The organism is Pseudomonas sp. NFACC42-2 (assembly GCF_900116055.1).
GTDB lineage: Bacteria > Pseudomonadota > Gammaproteobacteria > Pseudomonadales > Pseudomonadaceae > Aquipseudomonas > Aquipseudomonas marginalis.
The window spans coordinates 710,234-736,589 of record NZ_FOZO01000002.1; the positions used below are offsets into that span (position 1 = coordinate 710,234).

General features: G+C 60.3%; 29 protein-coding genes, 1 tRNA gene and 1 pseudogene. 12 read left to right on the forward strand and 19 right to left on the reverse strand.

Annotated features, from left to right (window positions below; translation table 11 throughout):
- Positions 1–4: 4 nt before the first annotated feature.
- The gene (locus tag BM416_RS07095; protein ID WP_092486833.1) at positions 5–928 is read right to left on the reverse strand and encodes a LysR family transcriptional regulator; all 924 of its coding nucleotides are present in this window, start codon (positions 926–928) and stop codon (positions 5–7) included.
- A gap of 126 nt (positions 929–1,054) precedes the next feature.
- On the opposite strand from BM416_RS07095, the gene BM416_RS07100 reads away from it, so the two are divergent.
- Positions 1,055–1,801, forward strand: a complete 747-nt coding sequence (locus BM416_RS07100) for a 3-oxoacyl-ACP reductase family protein (protein ID WP_027603657.1) — start codon at positions 1,055–1,057, stop codon at positions 1,799–1,801.
- Positions 1,802–1,849: 48 nt separating this feature from the next.
- On the opposite strand, the gene BM416_RS07105 is transcribed toward BM416_RS07100, so the two are convergent.
- Positions 1,850–2,539, reverse strand: coding sequence for an HAD-IA family hydrolase (locus BM416_RS07105; protein WP_092486836.1), 690 nt, complete (start codon positions 2,537–2,539; stop codon positions 1,850–1,852).
- A gap of 260 nt (positions 2,540–2,799) precedes the next feature.
- On the opposite strand from BM416_RS07105, the pseudogene BM416_RS30795 reads away from it, so the two are divergent.
- The 7 genes and pseudogenes from BM416_RS30795 to BM416_RS07140 all read left to right on the forward strand — a co-directional run.
- Positions 2,800–3,050: pseudogene (locus BM416_RS30795) on the forward strand (type II toxin-antitoxin system RelE/ParE family toxin); the annotation flags it as partial.
- Positions 3,034–3,360 carry a helix-turn-helix domain-containing protein gene (locus BM416_RS07115; protein WP_065946900.1) on the forward strand — a complete coding sequence of 109 codons (327 nt, stop codon included), beginning with the start codon at positions 3,034–3,036 and terminating at the stop codon, positions 3,358–3,360. The pseudogene BM416_RS30795 and the gene BM416_RS07115, both read left to right, overlap by 17 nt.
- Before the next feature lie 50 nt (positions 3,361–3,410).
- Complete coding sequence (locus BM416_RS07120; RefSeq protein WP_065924798.1) at positions 3,411–3,776, forward strand: DUF2784 domain-containing protein; 366 nt, start codon at positions 3,411–3,413, stop codon at positions 3,774–3,776.
- A gap of 54 nt (positions 3,777–3,830) precedes the next feature.
- Positions 3,831–4,409 carry a DUF4337 domain-containing protein gene (locus BM416_RS07125; protein WP_027603653.1) on the forward strand — a complete coding sequence of 193 codons (579 nt, stop codon included), beginning with the start codon at positions 3,831–3,833 and terminating at the stop codon, positions 4,407–4,409.
- A gap of 91 nt (positions 4,410–4,500) precedes the next feature.
- Positions 4,501–4,836 (forward strand): hypothetical protein, encoded by a 336-nt coding sequence (locus BM416_RS07130; RefSeq protein WP_092486839.1) that lies wholly within the window; start codon positions 4,501–4,503, stop codon positions 4,834–4,836.
- 62 nt (positions 4,837–4,898) lie between these two features.
- The gene (locus tag BM416_RS07135) at positions 4,899–5,939 is read left to right on the forward strand and encodes an EamA family transporter (protein ID WP_092486842.1); all 1,041 of its coding nucleotides are present in this window, start codon (positions 4,899–4,901) and stop codon (positions 5,937–5,939) included.
- Between the two features lie 340 nt (positions 5,940–6,279).
- Positions 6,280–6,549: a short-chain dehydrogenase gene (locus BM416_RS07140; RefSeq protein ID WP_065924801.1), complete on the forward strand. Its 270-nt coding sequence runs from the start codon at positions 6,280–6,282 to the stop codon at positions 6,547–6,549.
- An 85-nt stretch (positions 6,550–6,634) separates the two neighbouring features.
- Here BM416_RS07140 and BM416_RS07145 read toward each other — a convergent pair.
- Positions 6,635–6,724 (reverse strand) — tRNA-Ser (locus BM416_RS07145).
- Between the two features lie 336 nt (positions 6,725–7,060).
- Between BM416_RS07145 and BM416_RS07150 the strand changes: the two genes are divergently transcribed.
- The 3 genes from BM416_RS07150 to BM416_RS07160 all read left to right on the forward strand — a co-directional run bounded on the left by BM416_RS07150 (position 7,061) and on the right by BM416_RS07160 (position 9,800).
- The gene (locus BM416_RS07150) at positions 7,061–7,753 is read left to right on the forward strand and encodes a crotonase/enoyl-CoA hydratase family protein (protein ID WP_065924808.1); all 693 of its coding nucleotides are present in this window, start codon (positions 7,061–7,063) and stop codon (positions 7,751–7,753) included.
- Positions 7,754–7,965: 212 nt separating this feature from the next.
- The gene (locus BM416_RS07155; protein WP_092486844.1) at positions 7,966–8,688 is read left to right on the forward strand and encodes a lysophospholipid acyltransferase family protein; all 723 of its coding nucleotides are present in this window, start codon (positions 7,966–7,968) and stop codon (positions 8,686–8,688) included.
- 140 nt (positions 8,689–8,828) lie between these two features.
- Positions 8,829–9,800 carry a magnesium and cobalt transport protein CorA gene (locus tag BM416_RS07160; protein ID WP_027603646.1) on the forward strand — a complete coding sequence of 324 codons (972 nt, stop codon included), beginning with the start codon at positions 8,829–8,831 and terminating at the stop codon, positions 9,798–9,800.
- Here BM416_RS07160 and BM416_RS07165 read toward each other — a convergent pair.
- From BM416_RS07165 to BM416_RS07175, 3 genes are all read right to left on the reverse strand, one after another.
- Positions 9,797–10,522 carry an amidotransferase gene (locus BM416_RS07165; protein ID WP_092486847.1) on the reverse strand — a complete coding sequence of 242 codons (726 nt, stop codon included), beginning with the start codon at positions 10,520–10,522 and terminating at the stop codon, positions 9,797–9,799. The two genes, BM416_RS07160 and BM416_RS07165, sit on opposite strands and share 4 nt — an antisense overlap.
- Positions 10,523–10,616: 94 nt before the next feature.
- Positions 10,617–12,761 carry a 3-hydroxyacyl-CoA dehydrogenase NAD-binding domain-containing protein gene (locus BM416_RS07170; protein ID WP_092486850.1) on the reverse strand — a complete coding sequence of 715 codons (2,145 nt, stop codon included), beginning with the start codon at positions 12,759–12,761 and terminating at the stop codon, positions 10,617–10,619.
- 16 nt (positions 12,762–12,777) lie between these two features.
- The gene (locus BM416_RS07175; RefSeq protein WP_092486853.1) at positions 12,778–13,983 is read right to left on the reverse strand and encodes an acetyl-CoA C-acetyltransferase; all 1,206 of its coding nucleotides are present in this window, start codon (positions 13,981–13,983) and stop codon (positions 12,778–12,780) included.
- Positions 13,984–14,622: 639 nt separating this feature from the next.
- Here BM416_RS07175 and BM416_RS07180 point away from each other — a divergent pair.
- Positions 14,623–15,429, forward strand: a complete 807-nt coding sequence (locus tag BM416_RS07180; RefSeq protein WP_092486856.1) for a c-type cytochrome — start codon at positions 14,623–14,625, stop codon at positions 15,427–15,429.
- A gap of 28 nt (positions 15,430–15,457) precedes the next feature.
- On the opposite strand, the gene BM416_RS07185 is transcribed toward BM416_RS07180, so the two are convergent.
- The 13 genes from BM416_RS07185 to BM416_RS07245 all read right to left on the reverse strand — a co-directional run bounded on the left by BM416_RS07185 (position 15,458) and on the right by BM416_RS07245 (position 26,356).
- Entirely contained in the window at positions 15,458–16,261 is an 804-nt protein-coding gene (locus BM416_RS07185) for a transglutaminase family protein (protein ID WP_092486859.1), read from the reverse strand.
- Positions 16,258–17,208, reverse strand: a complete 951-nt coding sequence (locus BM416_RS07190) for an alpha-E domain-containing protein (protein ID WP_027603640.1) — start codon at positions 17,206–17,208, stop codon at positions 16,258–16,260. Before BM416_RS07190 ends, BM416_RS07185 begins: the two co-directional genes overlap by 4 nt.
- Positions 17,209–17,212: 4 nt before the next feature.
- Positions 17,213–18,622, reverse strand: a complete 1,410-nt coding sequence (locus BM416_RS07195; protein ID WP_027603639.1) for a circularly permuted type 2 ATP-grasp protein — start codon at positions 18,620–18,622, stop codon at positions 17,213–17,215.
- A gap of 454 nt (positions 18,623–19,076) precedes the next feature.
- Positions 19,077–19,418 (reverse strand): ribonuclease E inhibitor RraB, encoded by a 342-nt coding sequence (locus tag BM416_RS07200; protein WP_015885395.1) that lies wholly within the window; start codon positions 19,416–19,418, stop codon positions 19,077–19,079.
- A gap of 213 nt (positions 19,419–19,631) precedes the next feature.
- Positions 19,632–19,868 carry a hypothetical protein gene (locus tag BM416_RS07205; protein ID WP_027603638.1) on the reverse strand — a complete coding sequence of 79 codons (237 nt, stop codon included), beginning with the start codon at positions 19,866–19,868 and terminating at the stop codon, positions 19,632–19,634.
- Positions 19,869–19,971: 103 nt separating this feature from the next.
- A complete protein-coding gene (locus tag BM416_RS07210; RefSeq protein ID WP_027603637.1) occupies positions 19,972–20,577 on the reverse strand; it encodes an START domain-containing protein in 606 nt (201 codons plus the stop codon).
- A 41-nt stretch (positions 20,578–20,618) separates the two neighbouring features.
- Entirely contained in the window at positions 20,619–20,873 is a 255-nt protein-coding gene (locus tag BM416_RS07215; protein ID WP_065940713.1) for a YkgJ family cysteine cluster protein, read from the reverse strand.
- Between the two features lie 162 nt (positions 20,874–21,035).
- The gene (locus BM416_RS07220; protein WP_027603636.1) at positions 21,036–21,527 is read right to left on the reverse strand and encodes a hypothetical protein; all 492 of its coding nucleotides are present in this window, start codon (positions 21,525–21,527) and stop codon (positions 21,036–21,038) included.
- Positions 21,528–21,631: 104 nt separating this feature from the next.
- The gene (locus BM416_RS07225; RefSeq protein ID WP_092486862.1) at positions 21,632–23,071 is read right to left on the reverse strand and encodes an aminotransferase-like domain-containing protein; all 1,440 of its coding nucleotides are present in this window, start codon (positions 23,069–23,071) and stop codon (positions 21,632–21,634) included.
- A 271-nt stretch (positions 23,072–23,342) separates the two neighbouring features.
- Positions 23,343–24,158: an OmpA family protein gene (locus BM416_RS07230; protein WP_092486864.1), complete on the reverse strand. Its 816-nt coding sequence runs from the start codon at positions 24,156–24,158 to the stop codon at positions 23,343–23,345.
- Positions 24,155–24,517: a DUF4398 domain-containing protein gene (locus tag BM416_RS07235; RefSeq protein WP_027603634.1), complete on the reverse strand. Its 363-nt coding sequence runs from the start codon at positions 24,515–24,517 to the stop codon at positions 24,155–24,157. Before BM416_RS07235 ends, BM416_RS07230 begins: the two co-directional genes overlap by 4 nt.
- A 9-nt stretch (positions 24,518–24,526) precedes the next feature.
- Positions 24,527–25,342 (reverse strand): substrate-binding periplasmic protein, encoded by an 816-nt coding sequence (locus BM416_RS07240; protein ID WP_027603633.1) that lies wholly within the window; start codon positions 25,340–25,342, stop codon positions 24,527–24,529.
- A gap of 84 nt (positions 25,343–25,426) precedes the next feature.
- Positions 25,427–26,356 (reverse strand): electron transfer flavoprotein subunit alpha/FixB family protein, encoded by a 930-nt coding sequence (locus BM416_RS07245; protein ID WP_053139411.1) that lies wholly within the window; start codon positions 26,354–26,356, stop codon positions 25,427–25,429.

The following is a 26,356-nucleotide window of genomic DNA, read 5'->3' on the forward strand; positions in this document are numbered from 1 at the left end:
GCTTTCAGATTGCGCTGAACCTCTGGCCCAGCTTCTTCTCGGCAAACTGCTCGATGATGAAATCCACAAATGCCCGGGTCTTGCCGGGCAGCAGTTTGTGCTCCGCGTAGTAGATGGAAATATTGCCGTCGTCGACACACCAACCGGGCAACACGCGCACCACCGCACCACTGTCGAGGAACGGCACGGCCATGGGCATGCTCACCAGCGCAATCCCCAGGCCCTGGGCGCTGGCACAGCAGGCGGCTTCGGAGTCGCTCATGGTCATGCCGGGCTTGAGCACCAGCGGGCGGTGTTCGCGCGCGACACTGGTCAACTGCCAGGAACGGATACGCCCGGTTTGCGGTGAGCGGATCAGAATGCCCTTGCAGCGCGACAAGTCTTCGGGCTCGCGCACCGGCGGGCGTTGCGCCAGGTAACCCGGCGAGGCCACCAACACCCGATGCGCCGGCGCCAGCTTGCGCGCCACCACCCCTTGGGGCAGCTCAAAACCGCCACCGATGGCGGCATCGAAGCCCTGGCCGATCAGGTCCACCTGGCGGTTATCGAAATGCCAGTCCGGGCTGATATCCGGAAAGCGCGCCATGAACGCCCCCAGCAACGGCACCACGTAGCGATTGCCAAACACGGTGCCCATGCTGACCTTGAGCGTGCCCACCGGTCGCCCTTCGGCGCTGGCCAGGTTAGCCACGGCATTCTGGATGGTGGTGAGGCTGCCGCTGACTTCGGCCAGGAACAGCTTGCCGGCTTCGGTCAGGGCCAGGCGCCGGGTGCTGCGCTGGAACAGCCGCACGCCGAGGCGCGCTTCGAGCTTGGCGACGCTTTTGCCGACCGCCGCCGGGGTCAGGCTCAGGTGCCGGGCCGCCTCGGCAAAGCTGCCACCTTCGGCACTGCGCACAAAGCATTCGATACTGCCAAAGCTTTCCATAACGCCACACTCTAAACTTTTGGTTTACACAGACTATAGCAATCACGGTCTACCGGCAGCGGCGAGCGAGGTCGATACTCGGCTCCAACAACAGGGCATTGCGCCTTGAATGACCAGGAGATCGACATGACCACACACAACCTCAGCGGCAAAGTCGCCTTGATCCAAGGCGGTTCCCGCGGCATCGGCGCCGCCATCGTCAAGCGCCTGGCAGCACAGGGTGCAGCCGTTGCCTTTACCTACGTCAGCTCGGCCGCCAAGGCTGAAGCCCTCCAGCACAGCGTGATCAGCGAAGGCGGCAAAGCCCTGGCGATCCACGCCGACAGCGCCGATGCCACTGCGATCCGCAACGCGGTCAACGCCACCGTGGAAGCCTTTGGCCGCCTGGACATCCTGGTGAATAACGCCGGCGTGCTGGCCATTGCACCGCTGGAAGACTTCAAGCTGGAAGACTTCGACCAGACCCTGGCGATCAACGTGCGCAGCGTGTTTATCGCCACCCAGGAAGCCGCCAGGCATATGGGTGAAGGTGGCCGGGTGATCAACATCGGCAGCACCAATGCCGAACGCATGCCGTTTGGCGGTGGTGGCCCGTACGCAATGAGCAAGGCGGCGCTGGTCGGTTTGACCAAGGGTTTGGCGCGGGATCTTGGACCGCGAGGCATCACGATCAATAACGTGCAGCCTGGACCGGTGGACACGGACATGAACCCGGCCAACAGCGATTTTGCCGAGAGCCTGATCGGGTTGATGGCGGTGGGGCGTTACGGGCATGTGGAAGAGATTGCCAGTTTCGTGGCGTATCTGGCCGGGCCGGAAGCGGGGTATATCACCGGTGCCAGCCTGACTATCGATGGTGGGTTCAGCGCTTAAGCCAATGTGGGAGCGGCTTGCCCCCTCCCACAGGTTGACCTTGTTGGTTCAGGAGATGGGCGGCAGGCCATAGGCCGCCAGGTCGAAGTCCGCAAGCTTGCGGATGATCTGGTCGGCATGCTGGTACTTGCTGTCGGCCATGGCCTCATCGGGCACGGCGATGGCGGTCATACGGGCGGCCTTCGCCGCCGTCACACCAAACGGCGAATCCTCGAACACCAGGCAATCCTCAGGGGCAACGCCCAGGCGGCGCGCAGCGGTGAGGAAGATGTCCGGCGCAGGCTTGGCGGCGCCGACTTCCGGGTCGTCAGCGGTGACGATGGTGTCGAACAAACCAAACCACTCGCGGTGCAAGGTGGTCTTGTGGCCAAACGAATTGCGCGACGAACTGGTGCCCACCGCAATGGGAATGTTGTGCGCCTTCAAGTGCCGCACCAGCGCCTCCGCGCCGGGCATGCCCAAGGCCTTGGGAAAGCGCTCGCTCATCAGCGGTTCGCGAATTTCGAGGAATTCAGCCGGGGTAATCGGCAGGTCCAGCGCCTTGACCACATAGTCGGCCAAATCCTGCGCGCCGCGCCCGATGATGTGCTGCTTGATGCCCCAATCGTAGGTTCGGCCGTAGCGTTCGGCGATGATCTGCGTGACTTCGGTGTAGATGCCTTCCGTATCCAGCAACAACCCGTCCATATCGAAAATCACGGCCTTGATCGGACCGACTGCGGTACGCGGTGCATTCATCACTACACAACCCTGGAGGAAGGACTAAAAGGATTCAGCACAATAACGGCCTGGGTTGCCTGCAAGCAACCTTCGCGGCCGGGTATTGAGTCGGCACAGGACTGCAGTCTGTGTGCGATCAGTGATTCATATCGCGCAACAGTTTTACCCGCCCGCGTGCGATGCGGCCGCCTAGGGTTTGTGAGAACAGAGCGTCCGCTCGATAGCTCACCGCTGAAAAATACCCCTTGAAAACCTTATAAAAGACTTATTAACCTCTGATGAACTCAATCTACTGGACCCGAAAAGCCGTCAAGCAATTGCTTCGATTGCATTCGTATCATCAGCAACAAGTACGCGATGCCGTCTTCGCGCTTGAACGCATGCCCGAGGCAGTCAATGTCAAGGCGTTGGTCAACCACCCCACGGTTACCGATTAAGGGTGGGTCATTACCGAGTCCTTTTCGACTGGGACGGCAATATCCAGGTAGTCAGCATTCAAGAGGTCAAGAAACGTGACGAGCGAACCTACTGCCATACAGATCATCCACAATACGGAGGGCAAGCCAGCTTTCGTGGTGATCCCTTATGAACACTATCTGGCCCGGCAGAACGATCCAAACCTCATCCCCCACGCGGTCGTCAGCCGCCTGGTAGATGGAGCCACTCCGATCCGAGCCTGGCGCGAGCACCTGAACCTGACCCAGGAAGAAGTCGCCCAACGCCTGGGCATTTCCCAATCCGCATTTGCCCAGCAAGAGGCGGTGAACAAACCTCGCCGGACGACGCGGGAAAAGATTGCCAAGGCATTTGGCATCAACGCCGTTCAACTGGAGCTATAGCCTCAAACGGGACAGTCCGCGCCTTCAGTCACCTAAAAGCGAAACCAAACATGCTCTATCGTCTAGCCGCAGACAGCCTCGTGCTGTTCCACCTGTGTTTCATCCTGTTCGTACTGTTTGGTGGGCTGCTGGCCCTGAAATGGCGCCCGGTTATCTGGCTGCACCTGCCCGCCGCTGCGTGGGGCGTGGCGGTCGAAGTGTTCCACCTGCCCTGCCCGCTGACCCGCTGGGAAAACCTGTTCCGCCACCTCGCCGGGCAGGACGGTTATGGCGGTGGGTTTATCGAGCATTACATCCTTACGCTGATCTACCCGGCCGGGCTGACGCCACAGATCCAACTGGGCCTGGGCGCATTGGTGCTGGCTATCAATATTGCGGTGTATGTGCGCTTGATCCGGCGTTACGTACAGGCTTGAGACAGCTTCACTGGTGAAGAATCAGACTCCCTCAGTCCCTTCACCGGCGCCACCATGTCCGAAGCCTTCGAAGTCCCCAGCCCCCACGAAAAACACCTCGAACACACCACCGAACATGCCCACGCCCGTGGCGACAGTTTCGCCAGCCGCATCGCCGTCATGACCGCGCTGATGGCCACCCTTGGCGCCATGCTCAGCTACCAGGCCGGCTCCACCGAGAGCGAAGCGGCGATGGACAAGAACAACGCGGCCATCATCAAGACCGACGCCGCCAACCAGTGGAATTACTACCAGGCCAAGTCCAGCCGACAGAACCTGGCGGAACTCGCGACCCATATTCCCGGTGTGGATGCCGCCCATTACAAGGATGAGATCGAGCGCTACAAAAGCCAGAAGGAAGAGGTACGCAAGCAGGCGGAAAAACTGGAAGCGACCTCAAAGGAATGGGATGAAAAATCCGAGCAAGCCCTGCACCAGCATCATCGTTGGGCCCAGGCGATGACCGCGATTCAGATCGCGATTTCGCTGGCGGCGATTACGTTGTTGACGAGAAGGGAGTGGTTGAAGCGCATGTCCTATGCGGCGGCGGGTGTGGCGGTGGTGCTAGGTAGCCTGGCGTGGTTGCATATCTGACGGAAGAAGATTGATTTCAATCCCTTGCCGGGGCGATTAAAGTGCAGCCCCCGAGAATTGAATCTCGGGCTTTAGTCCATGGAGTTTTCCAGTGAAGTACGTCAGTAAAGTGGTTGCAGCAGCCGTTCTCGGTTTCACCCTCGCAGGCTGCACCGGCACCGCCATCAAATCCCCGCAATACGACAGCAGCCAATACACCGTGCTGGGCCACAGTGAAGCCAGCGCCACCGGCATCATGCTGTTCGGCGTGATCCCGATCGGCCAGAACAGCCGTTTCGTGCGCGCCCAGGACGCCGCCATCAAGGCAAAAGGCGGCGATGCGCTGATCAACACCCAAGTGCAGGAAAACTGGTTCTGGGCCTGGGTGCTGAGCGGTTACACCACCAAGATTTCCGGCGATGTGATCAAACTGAAAACCGTGCAGTAAAATCGCTCGGGCTTTCAACTGAGCCTGCGACGTATCATGGGCCGACCTTTCGAGGATGGCCCATGAACCTCAGTATCCTCTACGCACTCGCCGCCGCCGCCCTGTTCGGCGCCAGCACCCCACTCGCCAAACACCTCGGCCTGGGCCTCTCGCCCGTGCTGCTCGCCGGCCTGCTCTACCTCGGCAGCGGCGTCGGCCTCGCCGGCGTGCGCCTGATCCGTGATCGTGGCTGGAAACCCAGCGGACTGACCCCATCGGAATGGCCCTGGCTGCTCGGCGCCATCGCATTCGGCGGCATCCTCGGGCCCGTCGCGTTGATGTTCGGCCTGACCCGCACCGCTGGCGCCACCGCCTCCCTGATGCTCAACCTGGAATCGGTGCTGACCGCCGTTATCGCCTGGGTCGTATTCAGGGAAAACGCCGACCGTCGCATCGTCCTGGGGATGATCGCCATCGTGCTGGGCGGCGTGCTGTTGTCGTGGGTCGACGGCGGTGGCACCAGCCATGGCTGGACGGGGCCGCTGGCGGTTGCCGTGGCGTGCCTGTGCTGGGCGATTGATAACAATCTGACACGCAAGGTGTCTGCGTCGGACGCGCTGTTTATCGCCGGGGCCAAGGGGTTGATCGCGGGGCTGGTGAATGGCGGGTTGGCGCTTTATCTCGGGGCGCAGATCCCGGGCATGGCGCAGCTGGCGCCTATCTTGCTGGTGGGGTTTCTGGGCTATGGCATCAGCCTGGTGATGTTCGTGCTGGCGCTGCGCGGACTGGGCAGTGCACGCACGGGGGCGTATTTTTCGACCGCGCCGTTCCTGGGGGCCGCGATCGCAGTGCTGTTGTTGGGTGAGTCAGTGACGCTGGCGTTCTGGATTGCCTCAGCGCTGATGGCCGTGGGCGTTTGGCTGCACCTGACGGAACGGCATGCCCATGATCATCAGCATGACGCGACGGAACACGGGCATCGGCATGTGCATGATGAACACCATCAGCATGAGCACGGGTTTGAGTGGGATCCGGCGGAACCCCATAGCCATGTGCATGTGCACAGTCCGCTGAGGCACAGCCATGCGCATTTTCCGGATGTGCATCATCGGCATAGGCATTGAGGGGGGTGATCTATTGCGCAGCAACAATAGATTTGAGCAACTTCCTACAAGTCACTCAGAAGCGCCACTCTCCCACTTCAAAACCACCCAGCCTATAGTCCCTCGGTCGCTGACATGGCGATCGGGTTTGGCGACTCGAGGATAAATCGACAGATGCCTCCCGGCGATTTGCGGGATGCTTCTGCGCGCAATAAGCTGCTCGATGGTAGCTGTGCGTGGGAGACCTTCGGGTCTGCCGGTTTTTCCGATTGTCCCGGTTCGCCAACCTGCGTACAGCTGCCACCCTTTTGTTTGGCGACAAATGTGTGGTTGCTACCCTTCGACAACCGGAGCTCCACATATGAACCAATACATGGCCCTAACCAGCAATGACAGTGCCACACCTGCGCTTTTTGTCGATACAACCGCACCACTGGAAATCCTCCTCGACGCCGCGACCTATCGACTGCGTGCCGTGACACAGGTCCTAGAGAACCTTGCGCTGCGCGGTGAAATAAATAGCGATGCGGTCGTACTCAGCGATTTTGCCTTACTGTGCTCAATCCCGTTACGCGATGGGTGTGACTTGCTGGACGTCATAGGGCGAAGGATGGATACACCAAGCGAATGATTTGAATCAGGTTAGTGTTTCAAACCCCAGAAATCACAAAACCCCTGGGTTCTCTCGAAACCAGGGGTTTTGTTTACATCGAATTTGGCGGTGAAGGAGAGATTCGAACTCTCGATACAATTTCTTGTATACACACTTTCCAGGCGTGCTCCTTAAGCCACTCGGACACTTCACCGTATCTCGTCAAACCAGTTCAGTCTGTCGAGGCGCGCTAATGTAGTCGAAAGCCTTTCTGATGGCAAAGGTTTTTTTCAGAATTTTCATGCGGTTAGACGGCTATGCCGGGATGCGCCCGGCAAGGGGTGGTGATTCTGCCATTCTTGGGCATGGGCGGCCTGTGTCTGGGGTCGGTGTTGCGCCCTGCCCCAGGCCTTCCGGCGCTCTCCCTGCGGGGAAAGTCTGACTGGGCAGTCAGTCACGGCGCTTTACCGGGGCGGGCGTGGTGGGTAACGTCTGCGCATGCGCCTTTATAAACAGCCTCTCTATAACAAATCCTACAAGGAACCGCGTCATGAGTGAGTTGATTGCTTACCACCTCGAAGACGGTATCGCGACCCTGACCCTGAGTAACGGCAAGGTGAATGCCATTTCTCCGGATGTGGTCAGTGCGTTTAATACAGCGCTGGACCAGGCCGAGAAAGATCGGGCGGTGGTGATCATCACCGGCACGCCGGGGATCCTGTCGGGTGGGTATGATTTGAAGGTGATGACAGCCGGCCCCAAAGAAGCCATCGGCCTGGTGACGTCGGGCTCGACGTTGGCGCGTCGCCTGTTGTCCCACCCGTTCCCGGTGATTGTGGCGTGCCCTGGGCATGCGGTGGCCAAGGGGGCTTTCCTGTTGTTGTCGGCAGATTATCGGATCGGGGTGGAAGGCCCGTTCAGTATTGGCCTGAATGAGGTGGCGATCGGCATGACCATGCACCACGCCGGTATCGAGCTGGCGCGGGACCGTCTGCGTAAATCGGCGTTTCATCGCTCGGTGATCAATGCCGAGATGTTTGACCCGCAAGGCGCGTTGCAGGCCGGTTTCCTCGACAAGGTGGTGGCACCTGAAGAGCTGCAGGCGGCGGCGCTGGAAGCGGCACGCCAGTTGAAGAAGCTGAATATGAATGCCCATAAGCACACCAAGCTGAAGGTGCGTAAGGCGTTGCTGGAGGCGTTGGATGAGGCAATCATCCAGGATCAGGGGCATATCCTGAGTTAAGCCCTGCAACCGAAACATCGAAGCCCGACCTTGCGTCGGGCTTTTTCGTACAAATGAATCCGAAACATCTTTAGCCGCTCTAGCCTGCCTATATCGGCACATGATGAAACATGTGCTTAAACATCGCCCATCTCCTACCTCTTTACGGGTAATTGCCGAATTCAGTGCACATCCGTACACTGCGCCACCTTTTATCCCGATGGGCCGTGTCGATGCTTTTTCTGTTACGCATGTTATTGATGGGCCTGCACTTTATGGTGGCCGGTGTACTGGGCGTGCTGCTCGGGGCCTGCCGGCCGTTCAACCCGGACAACAGTCGCTTGTGCGCGCGTCTCTATGCGCTGCCAGCCATGTGGATCCTGCGGCTGAAGGTGAAGACCGATGTCGACTCCCTGCGCAACAAGCCTGGTACGTGCGTGATCATCGCCAACCACCAGTCCAACTATGACCTGTTTGTGCTGGGCACCGTGGTGCCCCATCGCACCGTGTGTATCGCCAAAAAGAGCCTGAAATGGGTGCCGCTGTTCGGCCAGTTGTTCTGGCTGGCGGGCAATGTGCTGATCGACCGCGGCAATGCGCACAAGGCACGTCGCGCGATGCTCACCACCACTCATACGTTGCAGCATCAGGACACGTCGATCTGGGTGTTTCCGGAAGGCACGCGCAACCTGGGCAAAAGCCTGTTGCCGTTCAAGAAAGGCGCGTTTCATATGGCCATCGCCGCTGGCGTGCCCATCGTGCCGGTGTGTGTCAGCAATTACGTCACCCATATGAAGCTCAATCGCTGGAACAGCGGTGATGTGCTCATACGTTCGTTGCCGCCGATTCCTACTGTGGGCCTGACTTCGGATGACATCCCGCAGTTGATGCAGACCTGTCAGGCGCAGATGGATGAGTGCATTGCAGCGATGGATCGCGAAGTGCAATCTGCCTGAACACCTTCCGGGGGGCCTGGCCCCCCCACGTAAACAAGCTTGCTCGTCACAAAAAGCGAGCACCTGCAAACGCCGCAACGGAACGTCATTCAAGCTAAGCTGCCCAACACCTGTCCTCCTAATAAGAAGTGATCAGCACCATGGGTAGAGTTGTTGCGGCCGCCGTGTACAGCGCCGGAAAGAAAGTCACTGATATCACCCTCGACGAAGGCGCGGCCTGGGCTGCCAAACCCGGGCACTTTGTGTGGATCGGCCTGGAAGAGCCCAACGCCCAGGAGTTGGCCAACCTGCAACGCCAGTTCAACCTGCATGAACTGGCCATCGAAGATGCCCTGGAAAAACACAGCCGCCCCAAGCTGGAAACCTTCGGCGACGCACTGTTTATCGTCACCTATTCACCGGTACGCGAGAACGGCAAGCTGGAGTTTATCGAGACCCATATCTTCGCTGGCAACGGCTACATCATCACTGCGCGCAATGGCCATTCGGCGTCCTACGGCTTTGTTCGGCAACGCTGTGAGGCGCGGCCGTTATTGCTGGAGCATGGGGAAGATTTCGTACTCTATGCCCTGCTGGATTTTGTCACCGAGAACTACCAGCCGGTCAGCGAGGCGATCCACGCCGAGATCGATGAACTGGAGCACAACGTGCTGTGCAGCTCGCTGAGCGAGCGCGATATCCAGAAGATCCATGGCCTGCGCCGCGACGTGCTGCGACTCAAGCGCTATGTGGCGCCGATGGTGGAGATCAGCCAGGAGCTGCAGAAGCTGAGCTTCCCGTTTATCGACAAGAACATGCGCCCGTATTTCCGGGACGTGCAGATCCACGTCACGCGGCAGATGGAAGACCTCACCACCCTGCGCGATATCGCCAGCCAGACCATCGAGATCGGTGTATTGCTTGAGGCCTCGCGCCAGAGCGTGGTGCAGCGCAAGTTTGCCGCGTGGGCGGCGATCCTGGCGTTCCCCACCGCGGTGGCGGGGATTTATGGGATGAACTTCCAGAACATGCCCGAGCTGCAATGGCACTACGGCTATTTTGCAGTGCTCGGGTTTATTGCGTTCGGTTGCACGGGCTTGTGGGCCAGTTTCAAGCGCTCGGGCTGGCTTTAAACCCGGGCCTCAGGCTTGTGCGCCACGAAGCGCATCATCCATTCCGCCACGGTGACGCCGTGGTGGTCGCGCGCCAGGCTGGCCACGCCGTTTGTGTAGACTTTTTCACCCAGGGTCGTCTGAAGAATCTCCAGCAACTCGCGGGAATAATCATGGATAAATTCCGGGTGCCCCTGGAAGCACAGCACCTGGTCGCCGATGTGATAGGCGGCGAACGGGCAAAACTCGCTGGAGGCGATGACCGTGGCATTGTCCGGCAAGGTGGTGACCTGGTCCTGGTGGCTGATCAATAGCGTCAGCTCTGGCACTTCGGGGCTCATCCACGGCGCCTTGGTATCCAGTTTGTAATCGTGAATGCCCATGCCCCAGCCCTGGCCGGCACGCTCGGCCTTGCCGCCCAGCAGCAGCGCGAGCAATTGATGGCCGAAGCAGATGCCCAGCAACTTGTCGCCGCGCTCATAGCGTTCGAGCAGGTAGGTCTTGAGGGTCTGGATCCAGGGGTCGGTGCCGAAGGAATCGGCCTTGCTGCCGGTCACCAGGTAGGCGTCGAACACTTCGTCGTCCAACGGGTATTCGCCCTGCACCACGTTGTACACAACGAATTCGGCGGCAATCGGCTGCTTGGAAAACAGGCGCTTGAACATCTGCCCGTAGCCTTGGTATTGATCGATCAAGCCTGGACGCAGGATATCGGTTTCCAGGATACAGACGCGTAGCGACATAAAAAATACCTGACACGGTGATGGGAATAATGCACACCCCAGAGCCTGCCTTGAAATACCCTGACAAGGCAAGCCCTGTACATGCCCAAAACCGTCAGAAGGTCGTGTTCTGCGCAGCTTTGTCGAGCAACAACGCCGGCGGCGAGAACCGCTCCCCGTACTGTTCCGCCAGGTAGCGGGCGCGGGCGATAAAGTCGTTGAGACCGTACTGGTTGATAAACTGCAACGCGCCACCACTCCAGGCGGCAAAACCAATCCCGAAGATCGATCCCACGTTGGCGTCCGCGGTGGACATCAACACGCCCTCCTCTACGCAGCGCACGGTCTCGATGGCCTGGATAAACAGCAAACGGTCGCGCACATCCTGCGCTGAAATGCGCTGGTCGGCTCGCTCAAAGCGCGCTTTCAATTCAGGCCACAAATGCTTCTGCCCGCCCGCCGGGTACTCGTAGAAACCTCCCCCCGCCGCCTTGCCCGCGCGTTTGTACTCGTTCACCAACAGATCAATTACCACCGTCGCCGGATGGCTTGGCACCGTTTTACCTTCAACCTGCAGATCCTTGGCAGCCTGCTGTCGGATATGGCTCATCAGGCTGAGGGACACTTCATCGGACACCGCCAGCGGCCCCACCGGCATACCCGCCTTGCGCGCCTCGGTCTCGATCATTGGCGCAGCCACGCCTTCGCCGAGCATGGCGATGCCTTCATGGGTGAAGGTGCCGAACACCCGCGAGGTGAAGAACCCGCGACTGTCGTTGACCACGATCGGAGTTTTCTTGATTTGCAGGACGAAATCGAACCCTCGGGCCAGGGTTTCGTCCGAAGTGCGGGCGCCCTTGATGATTTCCACCAGGGGCATCTTGTCCACCGGGCTGAAGAAATGCAGGCCGATGAACTTGCCTTGATCCGGCACCGCCGTGGCCAGGCCGCTGATGGGCAAGGTAGACGTGTTGGAGGCGATCACCGCGTCGGCGCCGACCACATTGTGTGCGGCAGCCGAGACCTTGGCCTTGAGTTCACGGTCTTCGAACACGGCTTCGATGATCAGGTCACAGCCGGCCAGATCAGCATCCGAAGCCGTAGGATGAATCCGCGCTAGGGTGGTTTCGCGCTGCTCGGCGGTCAATTGCCCACGGCTGACCTTCTTGTCCAACAGCGCCGTCGAATGCGCCTTGCCCTTCTCGGCGGCCGCCTGGTTGATGTCCTTGAGCACCACATCGATACCGGCGCAGGCGCTGACATAGGCGATGCCTGCGCCCATCATCCCGGCGCCGAGCACCCCGACCTTACGCGTCACGTAAGGCGCAAAGCCCTGAGGCCGCGAGCTGCCGGCGTTGATTTCATTGAGTTGGAACCAGAAGGTGCCCATCATGTTTTTCGCCACCTGCCCGGTGACCAATTCGGTGAAGTAGCGGGTTTCAATCACATGTGCGGTATCGAAATCCACCTGCGCGCCTTCCACGGCGGCGCAGAGAATTTTCTCCGGGGCCGGGAAGCAGCCGTTGGTTTTGCTGCGCAAAATCGACGGTGCGATGGCGAGCATTTGCGCCACTTTCGGGTGAGACGGCGTACCACCGGGAATCTGATAGGCCTTGTTGTCCCACGGCTGACTGGCCTGCGGATTGGCGAGAATCCATGCGCGGGATTTGGCCAGCAGCTCAGTGCGATCCGCCGCCAGCTCATCGACCAACCCGGCTTGCAGCGCTTGCTGGGGCCGGACTTTCTTGCCTTCGAGCAAATACGGCAAGGCCTTCTCCAGCCCCAGCATGCGCACCATCCTCACCACGCCACCGCCGCCTGGCAGCAGGCCAAGGGTGACCTCCGGCAAACCGAGCTGCACCGACTTGTCATCCAGCACGACGCGGTAGTGACACGCCAGGCAGATCTCCCAACCACCGCCGAGGGCTGCGCCATTGATGGCGGCCACCACCGGCCTGCCGAGAGTTTCCAGGCTGCGCAGTTGCGCCTTCAACACCAGGACGCTGTCGTAGAAATCCTGGGCGTGGGCCTTGTCAACCTTGATCAGTTCATTGAGGTCGCCGCCGGCGAAAAAAGTCTTCTTCGCCGAGGTGATAACCACGCCGGCAATGTCGTCCTTTTCCGCTTGCAGGCGTGCGACGGTGGCCGCCATTGCCTCACGGTACGCGGCGTTCATGGTGTTGGCGCTCTGGCCGGGCATGTCGAGGGTCAGCACCACGATCTGGTCCTGGCCTTTTTCGTAACGAATGGCATCGGTCATGACAAATTCCTTGGGCTCAGAAGCGTTCGATAATGGTGGCGATGCCCATGCCGCCGCCGACACACAGGGTGGCCAGGCCGTAGCGCTGTTGGCGCACCTCCAGTTCGTCGAGCAGGGTGCCAAGGATCGCGCAGCCCGTGGCCCCCAGCGGGTGGCCCATGGCGATGGAGCCACCGTTGACGTTGACGCGCGCGGCGTCGATGCCCATGTCCTTGATGAACTTGAGCACCACCGAGGCAAAGGCCTCGTTGACCTCGAACAGGTCGATGTCTTCCACATGCAAACCCGCCTTCGCCAGGGTCTTGCGCGTGGCCGGCGCCGGCCCGGTCAGCATGATGGTCGGGTCGGTACCGGTGACCGCCGTGGCGACGATGCGTGCCCGCGGTTGCAGGCCCAGCTCGCGGCCCTTCGCTTCGGAGCCGATCAACATCAATGCCGCACCGTCGACAATGCCGGAGCTGTTGCCTGGTGTGTGGACGTGGTGGATGCGTTCCACATGGCTGTAGACCCGCAACGCGGTAGCATCGAAGCCCATCTGCCCCATCATTTCGAAGCTGGGCTTGAGCTTGCCCAGGCCTTCGAGGGTGGAATCGGCGCGAATGAATTCATCATGGTCCAGCAGCACAATGCCGTTCTGGTCCTGCACCGCGATCAACGACTTGTTGAAGGAACCGTCTGCACGCGCCCTGGCGGCTTTCTGCTGGGACTGTAGGGCAAAGGTATCGACATCCTCGCGGGTGAAACCTTCCAGGGTGGCAATCAGGTCGGCGCCAATGCCCTGGGGCGTGAAGTGACTGTGCATGTTGGTCTGCGGGTCGAGCACCCAGGCCCCGCCATCGCTGCCCATGGGCACGCGGGACATGGACTCCACGCCGCCGACCACCACCAGGTCCTCAAAGCCGGAACGCACTTTCATCGCGCCGAGGTTAACCGCCTCCAGGCCCGAGGCGCAGAAGCGGTTGATCTGTACACCGGCGACGCTGACGGCCCAGTCCGCCACCAAGGCGGCGGTCTTGGCGATGTCGGCGCCCTGGTCGCCCACCGGGGTGACGCAGCCGAGCACGATGTCATCCACCTGTTGGGTGTCGAGGTCGTTACGTTGCCCCAGCGCGGTGAGCAGGCCGGCCACCAGGTTTACCGGCTTGACGCTGTGCAGGGCGCCGTCGGCCTTGCCTTTACCGCGGGGGGTACGTATCGCATCAAAGATCAAAGCTTGGGTCATGACGTCCTCGAACCATTGCGCAGTAGTGCCCTTACCTTAGGCCCGATTGACACGGTTTCAATGACGGATGCGCTCATTGCTTTTGACCGCCACGCTCGGACGAACGGTAGGCACCTAAGGTAATTGCTGGATTAATCGTTTTAGCTGTCTAGCCAAGGCATTGGCGCCAAGATGGCGTTATGCCTCATGCCTTTTTAAGCTGAAATTCTTATTAAGTGATATGAAATGAGTCTAAGTCGCGCAGGACGAGGGCTCTAAGGTTCAATCAGTAAGAAGTTGCTGCCGGGTTTTGCTGGAGCAGCTGTAAGAAAAGCGACACGTCACCTTGCGATACTCATATTCAACGGCACGCATTTGACGCTCAGGAATAACAACAAAAGGCAGTCAGCCATGTTCAAACATTCGAAAGTACGTCAGGCGGGACTTATTCTGTTCGCCACCACATTGATTCTGATCTTGCCCAACTTGACCAAGGTCATTGGGTGACCTCTTCTTGAGCCTGTTCTTACCTCAGGATTACCGCTTTTGGCAGCACCTGCCGGGACTTCGTGCATAGCGATCCTGTTGCAGGGGCTGCCTTTTTACCTGCACTTTTCCGCTATCGTGGGCCCTATCGCCACTTAACACGGGGCCGCCGTCTTGAAACCGTTCTTCGCATTCCTTGCCTTGTTGCTCGCCCTGCCCGCTTCGGCGGCGCAATTGACCGTCGAGTTGGATCACAGCCGCAAGATCTGGCAGACCGCCGACCTGCTCAAGCATCCGGGTGCGCAGACAGTGCAGGTCGTCGATGACGTTTCCTACAAGCGCAACATGACCTATCGCGCAGTACCGCTGGCAGTGCTTCTGCCGGGTCTCCAGCCCGATAACCATCTGCAAGCCGTTGCCCTGGATGGCTTCGCCGCCGAACTGACGGCTGCACCGTTGCTGCAAAAAAACGGCGCCCGCGCCTGGCTGGCCGTGGAAGACCCGGCCCACCCATGGCCCCCATTGGCAGACGGCAAGCCGAGTGCCGGGCCGTTCTACCTGGTGTGGACCGATCCGCAGGCCGGGCATATCAGCCCGGAGCAGTGGCCGTTCCAGATCTCCGCGATCAAGCAGTTGAAGACGGTGGCCGAACGTTTTCCGGCGTTGTTACCCGACCCGATGTTGGCGGCGGATGATCCGGTCAACCAGGGCTTTGCGCTGTTCCAGAAGAACTGCCTGGCCTGTCACCGCCTCAATGGCGCCGGCGATGCACAGGTGGGGCCGGACCTGAATGTTCCCTACAACCCTACGGAATATTTCAGCGGCGACTTCCTCAAGCGCTATATCCGCGACCCGCAGAGCCTGAGGCACTGGCCGCAGGCGAAGATGCCAGCGTTCGCCGCCAGCGTGTTGCCTGACAACGAGTTGGCGTTGCTGGTGGGGTACTTGAAGCATATGGCGGGGCGTAAACAACACCCCTGAACCCAGCCTGATCTCGGTGGCGAGCGGGTTATTGCTGCTGGACCAGGACCACCGGCGTCGGTGCCACGAACACCTTGGCATGCATCTGCTCATGCCCACCGCCACGGCGCATGCCGCGTACCGGGCAAGCGTCGAGGTAGTCCAGGCCCACGGCCAGTTTCAAATGCCGCTCCGGCCGGGCCAGTTGGTTGGTCACGTCAAAGCTGTACCAAGCGTCATCCAGCCAGGCTTCGGCCCAGGCGTGGCTGGCCAGGTGAGTGCTGTCTTCCGTGTACAAATACCCCGACACATACCGCGCAGGAATGCCCAGGCTGCGCGCGCAGGCCAGGAACGCATGGGTATGGTCCTGGCACACCCCCGCCCGCCCTGCGAAGGCCTGGGCGGCACAGGTGTCGACTTCGGTGGCACCCGGCGTGTAGATCATCGACTGGTTGAGGGCGTGCATCAGGTCGATCAACGCGGTGCGATCACGACGCTGGTGGCAATGCTGTTGCGCAAAGGCGCGCAGGGCTTCGTCGGGCTCGGTCAGGCGGGTGCAGCGCAGGAACGGAAAGGCTGACTGGCTCTCGTGTTCAGCCTCACGCAGCTCATCGATATCCACCTGGCCACGGGCGCCAATGATGATGGCGTCGTGGGGTTCGTCCAGGGTCAGCACGTGCAGGATATTGCCGAACGGGTCGATCTGCGCGCGCACCGGGCGCGGCAGGTCCAGTTGCCAACTGAGCACGTGCTGACGCTCGCTGTCGTGGGGCGTGAGGCGCAGGTACTGGATGCTGGCGCGTACCTGGTCGTCGTAGTGGTAGGTGGTTTCGTGGCTGATGGAGAGTCTCATGCGGCCTCCAGGTAGGAACTGTAGATGGCGTCGCCCAACTGGCGGACCAAGGGGATAAAGTCGGTCAGCCAGGCGTGCAGGCCTTCCTCGAGGATTTCATCGATCGCGGTAAACCGCAGGCGCGCGTCCATCTCGGCCGCCAGGCGCTGGGCCGGACGGCCGTTGATGCCGGGCAGGCTGGCGAGGATCTGGTCGATCTCTTCGCTGCAGGCCCGCAGGGAGCGCGGTACATCGGCGCGCAACAGCAACAGCTCCGCGACTTGCCGAGCACCTGGGGCGTCGCGGTAGATCTCGGTGTAGGCCTCGAACGACGATAACGCGCGCAGCAAGGCACTCCATTGATAGTAGGCGTGGGCAGTGCCATCGGTGACCGCTTCGGCCTGGTCGCCGGCCATTTCATAGCGCGCATCCAGCAGGCGCAGGGTGTTGTCGGCGCGCTCGATAAACGTACCCAGCCGAATAAAACGGAAGGCGTCATTGCGCATGATGGTGCCGTAGGTCGCCCCCCGGAACAGATGGGAACGCTCCTTGACCCACTCGCAGAACCGGCTCATGCCGTAGCGGCTGAGGCCCTGCTGTGAGATTTCGCGAATCTCCAGCCAGGTTGCGTTGATGTTTTCCCACATGTCGGCAGTGATTCGCCCACGCACAGCATGGGCACTGGCCCGCGCGGCACCGAGACAACTGTAGATGCTGGCCGGGTTGGCCGCATCCAGTGCGAAGAAATGCAGTAGGCGTTCGGCATGCAATTCACCATGGCGCTCGCGGTAATCATCCAGCGTGCCGGTGATCAACAGCGGCATGGCCAGTTCATGCAGGCCATCACCGCGCCCATCCTGGGGCATGAGCGACAGCGAATAACTGACATCGAGCATGCGCGCGAGGTTTTCCGCGCGTTCCAGGTAGCGCGACATCCAGTACAAATCCGAGGCAGTTCTACTCAACATGGCATCAGTCCTCGACCACCCAGGTGTCTTTGGTGCCGCCGCCCTGGGACGAATTGACCACCAGCGACCCTTCACGCAGCGCGACACGGGTCAAACCGCCGGGTACCACCCGGGTCTCCTTGCCGGATAACACGAACGGGCGCAGGTCGATATGGCGCGGCGCAATGCCGTTTTCGACAAAGGTCGGGCAGGTGGATAAACACAGGGTTGGCTGTGCGATATAGGCGTGGGGCTTGGCCTTGATACGCGCGCGGAAGGCTTCGATTTCCGCGGCAGTGGACGCTGGCCCCACCAGCATGCCGTAGCCGCCGGAGCCCTGGGTTTCCTTCACCACCAGGTCCGGCAGGTTGGCCAGCACGTGGGACAATTCGTCGGGCTTACGGCACTGGAAGGTGGGAACGTTCTGCAGGATCGGTTCTTCGTCCAGGTAAAAACGGATCATCTCGGTGACAAAGGGGTACACCGACTTGTCATCCGCCACCCCGGTGCCGATGGCATTGGCCAGCACCACATTGCCCGAGCGGTACGCCGCCAGCAGGCCGGGCACGCCGAGCATGGAATCGGGGTTGAAAGCCAGTGGGTCTAAGAATGCGTCGTCGAGGCGACGGTAGATCACGTCCACGGCTTTGGGGCCGTCGGTGGTGCGCATGAACACACGGTCATCGCGCACGAACAGGTCCGCGCCTTCCACCAACTCCACACCCATTTCCCGGGCTAAAAATGCATGCTCGAAAAACGCGCTGTTGAAGCGCCCAGGGGTCAGTACCACTACGCTGGGATTATCCAGGGGGCTGGCGCTTTTCAGGGTATCGAGCAGCAGGTTGGGGTAATGATCGATCGGCGCGATGCGCTGGGCCGCGAACAGCTCGGGGAACAGGCGCATCATCATCTTGCGGTCTTCGAGCATGTAGCTCACGCCGCTGGGTGTACGCAGATTGTCTTCCAGCACGTAGTAGGTGCCGTCGCCGTCGCGTACGAGGTCGACTCCGGAGATGTGGGAATATAGGTCGCGGTGCAGGTTCAGCCCCTGCATTGCCAACTGGTATTGCTCGTTGGCCAGTACCTGTTCGGCGGGAATGATCCCGGCCTTGATGATGCGTTGTTCGTGATAGAGGTCGGCGAGAAACATGTTCAGCGCCTTGACCCGCTGGATGCAGCCACGCTCGACCATCCGCCATTCGCTGGCGGGAATGCTGCGGGGGATGGTGTCGAACGGAATCAGGCGCTCGGTGCCCTGCTCGTCGCCGTAAAGCGTGAAGGTGATCCCGGCACGGTGAAACAGCAAGTCGGCTTCGCGCCGGCGCTGGGCCAGCAGTTCAGCGGGGGTATCGGCCAACCAGCGGGCGAACTCGCGGTAGTGAGGGCGAACCTGCCCAGCCCCATCGTACATTTCGTCGTAATAAGTGCGGATCATGCCGTACTCCTTGTCACCCGGACGCAAGAACCATCGCAAGGCCCGTGCCAGCGGCATAAACACTTAAAAATCAGTGAGTTGAATATAAGCAAAGACCTGATCGCACCGTCCTGGTGCGCGGAATCCCCACTGCACTGCCGCACGCTTCATGGCAATGCAGGCTTTGGCTATCAACAGCATAGTCAGAGTTGATTTCACTGCCCGTGCAAGCCTGCGGATAATTCTCCCCATCCGCTGAACAGGACACGTCCTACAGCCTTACCCATCCCGCACTCGGTACCTTGAAGCTCGTGTACTGACCGGCTCCTTCGGTCTTCCCTTTCAGCCACCCTTTTCGGGTGGCTTTTTTTTGTGCGGGAAAGGGCAACGGTAGTTCCGGAAATTTTCACACAGCACATACAAAATCGGCCGACCCCAGGGTCAGCCGATACGCTGTGTTGCTCATACAATGGCGCTACATGGGTAACCCACGCACCTCCTGCTTGACGCCCCAACCTTCGATGATTCCGCCCAGCGGCTCGACCACCGCTTCAAAGTCTTGCTCGAAGTCTCCTATGCCATCGTAGGTTGCAAACATGATCTTGCTCAGTTCCAGGTACCAGGCGCCATCGTCGCGCGCACTGACCTGGGCATTCAGGGACTCACCACGAAATTCACCCGCAGCCCTTCGCGCCCGTTCCTCATCCGGGAAAATGGCGTAGAACTCAATGGGGTGGAACCGTGAAAAGTCGAAGCCGCCTTCTTTCATGCGGCGCAGAACGTTGGTGCTGATGTCTTCTTGATAGGCTGTGCTCATGAAACGTCCTCCTCAAACCGATGGATAGACTTTCCGTGCTTCCCAAAGCCCGCGCGCTGACGGCGCGGGTACCACGGCAACAACATCACCACGGGAAAACAAGCATGTAGCTGACAAGACCAGACCTTAGCGATTCATTCGCTGATCTCACTTGCAGAGTAGCGCGAAGCTATCACCTCCACCAGAGGTGCTTGAATGGCATACAGGAAATGTTCAGGCGGCGGGAGAGATATCGAGGATCTGAATACTGTTCTGGTCTTTGAGGATCTTGACCGTTGGCTCGGGCTTGCGGCCCTCAAGGTCGTTGAGGTCCAGTTCGGCGGCCACGGGCACCAGCTTGTTGCGGATCATGTGTGCCGCATCTTCGAGGCTGGGCTTGTGCTCGCAGGTGAACTGCTCCACGGACTGTACGCCGTGATCATCAACGAAGGTAATCTGCCACTTTTGCATCGGTGCCTCCTCGATAAAACCCATGTGTGGGCTTACATCTATCTGGACCTTGAGGGCTCGGCAAACGTTCCACTCAAGTCAGGAAGCACCGGATCAAGCACAGTTATTTTTCAGCGTGTTCCTTCAAGGCTTTCAAGGTGTTGAACGGCGCTTCCACCACGAACTTGTTGGCCAGCCACGACGGCACGCTGCCGCCTGGCTCGGTGTGTACCTGGTACGTGACTTCGGTCTCATTGGCGCCTTTAGGGACCAGTTTCCAGAAGCCCTCGACCTGAGCGACACGCACGTAGCCTTTTTCTTCGGGCTTGTAGGTCGGCACGCCCTGCAGCTTGCGGGTTACGCTGCCGTCGGCGTCCTTGGTGGTGGTGACATGGATATATGAATCACGATCGGTCACCGGGAACGGCGCCTTGAACTGGGTGTAGGTCCAGGCCTCATCGCCTTTCTTGTCCACCAGCTTCTGGGATTTGCACTCATGAATCCACGAGCAGGCACCGGCCACATCTTCCTGCAGGGCCTGGATCCTGGCGACAGGCGCCTTGATCACGGTCACACCGCGATAGGCCTTGTATTTGGAACCGGCGACTTCGCTCAGGGACACCTTGATACCGTCTTCATCCTTGGCAACCTGCCAATCCTCAGCCTGGGCAGTGGCAGCAAATACCAGGGTAAAACCGCACAGCACAGCCATTCGTTTCAGCGAACCCATTGTTGTATTCCTTATTGTTGAAGTTCCGATAGTAAAGCCCCTCAAGCCGCCGTCATCTGCTCCCACCAGCCGATCAACCGGATCGCATCGGCCTGGTCGGTGCCGCAGACATCGATATCCGCCTTGAAATCACTGCACACCGCCGGGCGCTCCGGTCGGCCGAACAGTTGGCACAGCTGTTCGACCGACAGGTGCAGGCAGCGTTCGCCCGCCGGTTTGCCATTGGGCATCCCGGGTAAGGGCGAACTGATGGAGGGGGCGATGCAGCAGGCGCCACAGCCTTCACGGCAATTCATGACCAGCAGGTCCTCGACGACTCAATAGGGACGGCCGGGCTAGGGTACGCCCTTAAACAGCCGTTTTAAAATGGGTTAACAGGGGTTTTTCGCACAAAATAAAAGTGACCGACCAGTCTGCGACAGATGGTCGATGGCCTGCGTCACTTTGTAGGAAAAAGTTTACTGCTTGAACTCGAATTCCAACGCCGCACCTTCCACTTCACGGCGCTCTTCGTTGCGCAATTGCAGCTTCATCTCATTGCTGAGCAAACGGCCGTTGATCTGGAACGCACTGTTGTCGGTGGGCTTTTCACCGAACATCGGCGGCAACAACGGCACGCTCTTGGGCTTGGGCACGGTACCCAGGGGCTGCAGATGCCTGACCATGTCCGAAGGCAGGGACAAATCCAACTGTGCCGGTGGCAGTTTGGTCTGTGCCACTTCCTGGGCTGACTTGGATTTTTTCGCCGTCGACGCACGTTTTTTCGCCGTGGCGGTTGGCTTCTTCGCGACGGGGGCTTGCTTGGCGGGGGAAGGTTTTTTTGCCGGGGCATCCTGCCGGGTATTCGCAGCGGGCTTGTTTTCAGCCACGGGGGCCGCCGCCAGCGCTGTGCCGACGTTACACAGGCTTAACAGGCCAATCACCAAAGCAGCGCGAACAATCGAGGTCATATTGCCTACAGCATTAACGGCAGAGGGCCATATGCTCGCTTGTTGTGCGCGGCATGACAAGCGCGGTGATCATCCAGCTATCGGCGTTGTCCCTTTTTAACGCCTCAAAAGCTGGCTGCGGTTTCCTGGCATAACTGGCTGGCCAGCATCCCCAGGGTCATCAGCGCTCGCTCTGCTTCGCGGTTCCACGGTGTGCCGCAGTTAAGACGAATACAGTGGTTGAACTGCTCGGTATTGCTGAAGATCAACCCCGGCGCAATGCTGATGCCCTGTTGCAAGGCGCGCACGTGCAGTTCCTGGGTATTGACTCGCCCTGGCAAACTGACCCACAAGATAAAGCCGCCCGTCGGACGGGTCATCTGGGTACCTTCCGGGAAATACTGCTGCACCGCCAGTTGGAAGGCGCTGAGATTCTTGCGGTATTCCTGGCGGATGTAACGCAGGTGCCGGTCGTAGCCGCCGTTCTCCAGATACGCTGCCACGCCCATCTGGGTGACGCTGCAGGCCGAGTGGGTGCTGAACATTTGCAGGCGCTGGATTTCCTGCTGGTATTTGCCGGCGATCATCCAGCCGATGCGCACACCCGGCGACAAGGTCTTGGAAAAGCTCGAGCAATAGATGACCCGGTCCAGGCGGTCATAGGCCTTGAGGGCCTTGGTACGGCCGAGTTCGAACATCAGTTCGCCGTAGATATCGTCTTCGACAATCTGGATATCGAAATCCGAGGCCAGGCGCAGCAACTGTTTCTGCCGTTCCTCGGGCATGGTGCCGCCCAGGGGGTTGCTCAGGCGCGTGGTCAACACCAGGGCCTTGATCGACCATTGGTTGGCGGCCAGTTGCAGGGCTTCCAGGCTCATGCCGGTGGACGGGTCGCTGGGGATCTCGATGACCTTGAGGCCCAACAGGTCGGCCAGTTGCAGCAAGCCGTAATAGGTGGGCGATTCAGCCGCGATCAAGTCGCCGGGACGTGTCAGCACCCGCAGGGACATCTGCAAGGCGTCAACACAGCCGTGGGTGATCACCACTTCAGAGGGGTCCACCACCACGCCGGCGTCACGCATGCGAATCGCCACCTGGCGGCGCAGCGGCTCGAAACCGGGGCTGAACATGTAGCTGAAGGCGCGTGGGCTCTGGAAGCGCGTGACCTTGGCCAATTGCTGGTGCAGCGCCCGTACCGGCAGATAGTCGACGCTCGGCACGGCGGCGCCCAGGGGAAATACACCTTCGCGACGCGACTCGCCCAATACCTGCTGGATAATGCTGCTGCGGGTGACCAACCCCGGGCGCTCGACCCGCGCGATGTCCGGCGTGGGCGCCGTGAGTGCTGGCGTCTGGTGCACGTAGTAACCGGACTGCGGTCGTGCCCGGATCAACCCCTGGTCTTCCAGGTTGGCGTAGGCCTGCAATACCGTGGCGTGGCTGACATTGAGCTGGGAGCTCATCTTGCGCACCGAGGGCACGCGCTCGCCAGGTTGATAGACACCGCGACGGATGTCCTCAGCCAGTTGCTGGGCGATACGTTGGTAAAGCAACAGATTGGTCATGACGCAGCACTCGATTTCACGGGTATTTTATTTTTGTGTGAAACATACCGGCACAGTTTAGAAGTGTACGGGGACAGTTGCCACAATAGTCGAGCGCGGCTGGCAGTGATAGCAAAAACTGTAAGGGTGGCGGATAGAATTTTCAGGGGTGTGCAGAAAAATGTGGGAGGGGGCTTGCCCCCGATGACGGAGTGTCAGTCACCCAAAATAGTGACTGAACCACCGCTATCGGGGGCAAGCCCCCTCCCACACTTTCGATTTGCGCAAGGCTTCAGCGCGCGGCGCCCAGTTGGCCTTTCTCGTCGGAGAACACTATTTCCACGCGACGGTTCTGCGCGCGGCCACGCTCGGAGGCGTTGGCTTCCACCGGGTACTGGTCGCCGTAGCCTTCAACCTGGATGCGCTTCTCATCGATCCCCAGGTCCACCAGCACATCGGCCACCGATTGCGCACGATCACGGGACAGTTTGAGGTTTTCCTGCTGACCACCGGTATTGTCGGCGTACCCCTCGATGCGCACCACACGCTTGGGGTTCAGTTGCAGGAACTGCACGATTTTCAATACCGTGCGGTTGGCCGAATTTTTCAACTCCGCTTCACCGGTATCGAACAGCACGTCGCCCAGGGTCATCACCAGGCCGCGATCGGTCTGGGTGGTGGTCAGGCTGGCGATCTGTTCTTCGAGCCATTTACCCTGCTGCTGCACGCTGATCAGCTTGCTTTCGCGCAGGGCCAATTGCAGGCGCTGGCGTTCCAGTTCGAGCTTGGCGGCACGCTCTTCGTTAAGTGTCTGCTCGGTGTGTTCGCGGGCGATGGCACTGTAGCGCTGGCTCAGGTAGGCGTAATGCACCACGTCGGCACCGCTGCCCCAGTAGCTGGACAAGCGGTCGGCCCGCGCCAGGGATTCACCGGCGCGGATCACGTCCTTGGGTGCGATACGCAGCACGTTGGCATCTTCCTTGACCTTCTGGAAGTCGCTGCCCGCCTGTTGCAAGGCCTGTTCGCCATTGGGGTGGCTGGCACAACCGCCGAGTGCCGCACCGCCCAGCAGCACGGCACAGCCCAGACCACGGATCATCGGGTTCATTGGGCTTCTCCCAGCTGCAATTGCTTGCGCAGGCGCGTGATGCGGGTGTTGAGCACGTTCAGTTGTTCCTGGCTCTTGCGGGTCAGCACCTGGGCTTCGGCCAGGCGCGCATCCAGCTCGGCCTGTTCGGCCTGCATGCGCGCGTCCTTGTAGGATTGCTCGGCCATGTCGGCCTTGGCCTGGGCGAATTTGTCCTCGGCCAGTTTCAGTTCGGGTGATTCATCGGCGCTGGCGCCCACGGCGTTGGCTTGTTCCAGGGCTTGCTGGGTGAGGCGAATTTGTTCATTCGGCGCAGGATCGGCTGCACATCCCGCCAGAGCGACAACGGCGAGGGCCGCGAAAAAAGGTCGAAGAGTCACTGAAAATCCCTACTTTGTTGGGGTGCCGACGGGTTGTTGCAATTGCGCTTTCCAACGCTCCAGATTGCGCTGCAGCGCGGCTTCCGTCACACCAGACCCGGGCAATTCTGTCATCTTTTTGGCCAGCTGTCCGCGCAGCCACGGATCATTGCAGGCCGAGTTGTGGGAAATCGCCAGGTACAGGCCGGGCTGATCGACGGGCACGTCGCGGGCGACCAGGTCATTGCTCATCCCTAACGTCTGGGCCATGGCCATGCCGGAGTAACGCCCGGCCAGCACGTAGTCCACTTCCCCCAGCAGCAGTTTCTGGAAGGCCGGGGTCAACGTGGGCAGGCGTTGCAGGGTCAGTTGCTGGCCGGCGAAGGTTTCAAAGTCGCGGCTCAAGCGTGCTCGCTCCGACACTGCACCCTTGTGGCCATGCAGGTCGGCCGCCGTGGTATAGGCCAGCGCCGAATCCTTGCGGGTCCAGACCAGATAATCGAGCTGTACCAGCGCCGGGTGGATGTAGTCGAGGGTTTCCAGCTCGCCAAGGTTCAGCGGTGCATCGGCGAGGATGTCCATGCGCCCGCTGCGCACTTCGTCCAGGGCCAGGGAACGCTTGCCGCCGTAGAGCAGGTCGATTTTCAACCCAAGCTCCTTGGCTACCTGTTGCAAGACATCGGCGGTGGCGCCGATCAAATGCGTCGGGTCTTGGGGATCGCGCCACAGCAGTGGCGGTGCGTCCGGGCTGCCGGTGATCACCAGGCGATCACATTTGCCGGCTGCCTGGGTCAGGCTCGGCAGCAGCGTAAGTCCCAGCAGTACGGCCCAGGGGCGCAGTTCCATGGCGGTTTCTCCGGTGTTCAAAAAAGCCCGGGCCAAAAAAAGCCCGGTCACTAGACCGGGCTCTTTATAAGTGAAGCGGCTGGATTAGACCAGCTTCTCCAACTCAGGTACGGCTTCGAACAAGTCCGCCACCAGGCCGTAATCGGCCACCTGGAAGATCGGTGCTTCTTCGTCCTTGTTGATCGCGACGATCACCTTGGAGTCTTTCATGCCGGCCAAGTGCTGGATCGCGCCGGAGATACCGACAGCGATGTACAGCTGTGGCGCAACGATCTTACCGGTCTGGCCGACCTGCATGTCGTTGGGTACGAAGCCTGCGTCGACGGCCGCGCGGGAGGCGCCGACCGCAGCGCCGAGCTTATCGGCCAGGGCGTACAGGTGCTTGAAGTTGTCACCGTTCTGCATGCCGCGGCCGCCGGAAACGACAATCTTGGCAGCGGTCAGCTCTGGACGGTCCGACTTGGCCAGCTCTTCGCCGACAAAGCTGGACGTGCCAGCGTCGTGGGCCGCGGAGACAGCTTCAACGGCAGCCGAGCCACCTTCAGCGGCAACCGGATCGAAACCGGTGGCACGCACGGTGATGACTTTGACGGCAGCGGTCGATTGCACGGTGGCAATCGCGTTACCGGCATAGATCGGGCGCTTGAAGGTGTCGGCGCTTTCTACCGAAACGATCTCGGAGATCTGGTCAACGTCCAGCTGTGCGGCAACGCGCGGCAGGATGTTTTTGCCGTTGGAGGTGGCGGCAGCCAGGATGTGGCTGTAGCCAGCGCCCAGCTCTGCTACCAGAGGGGCAACGTTTTCCGGCAGTTGGTGAGCGTAAGCGGCGTTATCGGCCAGCAGTACTTTGCTCACGCCAGCCACTTTCGCTGCGGCTTCAGCCACGGCGCCAGCGCCTTGACCGGCGACCAGTACGTGAATATCGCCACCGATTTTAGCGGCAGCAGCAACAGTGTTCAGGGTGGCCGGGGCCAGCACCTTGTTGTCGTGTTCAGCGATTACCAAGATAGTCAT

Bases quoted from the DNA above. Each gene is read 5' to 3' on its own strand.
- BM416_RS07210 (WP_027603637.1), bottom strand. From the start codon at position 20,577: ATGGGTTCGCTGAAACGAATGGCTGTGCTGTGCGGTTTTACCCTGGTA.
- BM416_RS07230 (WP_092486864.1), bottom strand. From the start codon at position 24,158: ATGAACCCGATGATCCGTGGTCTGGGCTGTGCCGTGCTGCTGGGCGGT.
- BM416_RS07205 (WP_027603638.1), bottom strand. From the start codon at position 19,868: ATGCAAAAGTGGCAGATTACCTTCGTTGATGATCACGGCGTACAGTCC.
- BM416_RS07190 (WP_027603640.1), bottom strand. From the start codon at position 17,208: ATGTTGAGTAGAACTGCCTCGGATTTGTACTGGATGTCGCGCTACCTG.
- BM416_RS07200 (WP_015885395.1), bottom strand. From the start codon at position 19,418: ATGAGCACAGCCTATCAAGAAGACATCAGCACCAACGTTCTGCGCCGC.
- BM416_RS07135 (WP_092486842.1), top strand. From the start codon at position 4,899: ATGAACCTCAGTATCCTCTACGCACTCGCCGCCGCCGCCCTGTTCGGC.
- BM416_RS07100 (WP_027603657.1), top strand. From the start codon at position 1,055: ATGACCACACACAACCTCAGCGGCAAAGTCGCCTTGATCCAAGGCGGT.
- BM416_RS07185 (WP_092486859.1), bottom strand. From the start codon at position 16,261: ATGAGACTCTCCATCAGCCACGAAACCACCTACCACTACGACGACCAG.
- BM416_RS07165 (WP_092486847.1), bottom strand. From the start codon at position 10,522: ATGTCGCTACGCGTCTGTATCCTGGAAACCGATATCCTGCGTCCAGGC.
- BM416_RS07215 (WP_065940713.1), bottom strand. From the start codon at position 20,873: ATGAATTGCCGTGAAGGCTGTGGCGCCTGCTGCATCGCCCCCTCCATC.
- BM416_RS07125 (WP_027603653.1), top strand. From the start codon at position 3,831: ATGTCCGAAGCCTTCGAAGTCCCCAGCCCCCACGAAAAACACCTCGAA.
- BM416_RS07150 (WP_065924808.1), top strand. From the start codon at position 7,061: ATGAGTGAGTTGATTGCTTACCACCTCGAAGACGGTATCGCGACCCTG.
- BM416_RS07095 (WP_092486833.1), bottom strand. From the start codon at position 928: ATGGAAAGCTTTGGCAGTATCGAATGCTTTGTGCGCAGTGCCGAAGGT.
- BM416_RS07225 (WP_092486862.1), bottom strand. From the start codon at position 23,071: ATGACCAATCTGTTGCTTTACCAACGTATCGCCCAGCAACTGGCTGAG.
- BM416_RS07155 (WP_092486844.1), top strand. From the start codon at position 7,966: ATGCTTTTTCTGTTACGCATGTTATTGATGGGCCTGCACTTTATGGTG.
- BM416_RS07195 (WP_027603639.1), bottom strand. From the start codon at position 18,622: ATGATCCGCACTTATTACGACGAAATGTACGATGGGGCTGGGCAGGTT.
- BM416_RS07220 (WP_027603636.1), bottom strand. From the start codon at position 21,527: ATGACCTCGATTGTTCGCGCTGCTTTGGTGATTGGCCTGTTAAGCCTG.
- BM416_RS07245 (WP_053139411.1), bottom strand. From the start codon at position 26,356: ATGACTATCTTGGTAATCGCTGAACACGACAACAAGGTGCTGGCCCCG.
- BM416_RS07240 (WP_027603633.1), bottom strand. From the start codon at position 25,342: ATGGAACTGCGCCCCTGGGCCGTACTGCTGGGACTTACGCTGCTGCCG.
- BM416_RS07175 (WP_092486853.1), bottom strand. From the start codon at position 13,983: ATGACCCAAGCTTTGATCTTTGATGCGATACGTACCCCCCGCGGTAAA.
- BM416_RS07170 (WP_092486850.1), bottom strand. From the start codon at position 12,761: ATGACCGATGCCATTCGTTACGAAAAAGGCCAGGACCAGATCGTGGTG.
- BM416_RS07140 (WP_065924801.1), top strand. From the start codon at position 6,280: ATGAACCAATACATGGCCCTAACCAGCAATGACAGTGCCACACCTGCG.
- BM416_RS07105 (WP_092486836.1), bottom strand. From the start codon at position 2,539: ATGAATGCACCGCGTACCGCAGTCGGTCCGATCAAGGCCGTGATTTTC.
- BM416_RS07120 (WP_065924798.1), top strand. From the start codon at position 3,411: ATGCTCTATCGTCTAGCCGCAGACAGCCTCGTGCTGTTCCACCTGTGT.
- BM416_RS07160 (WP_027603646.1), top strand. From the start codon at position 8,829: ATGGGTAGAGTTGTTGCGGCCGCCGTGTACAGCGCCGGAAAGAAAGTC.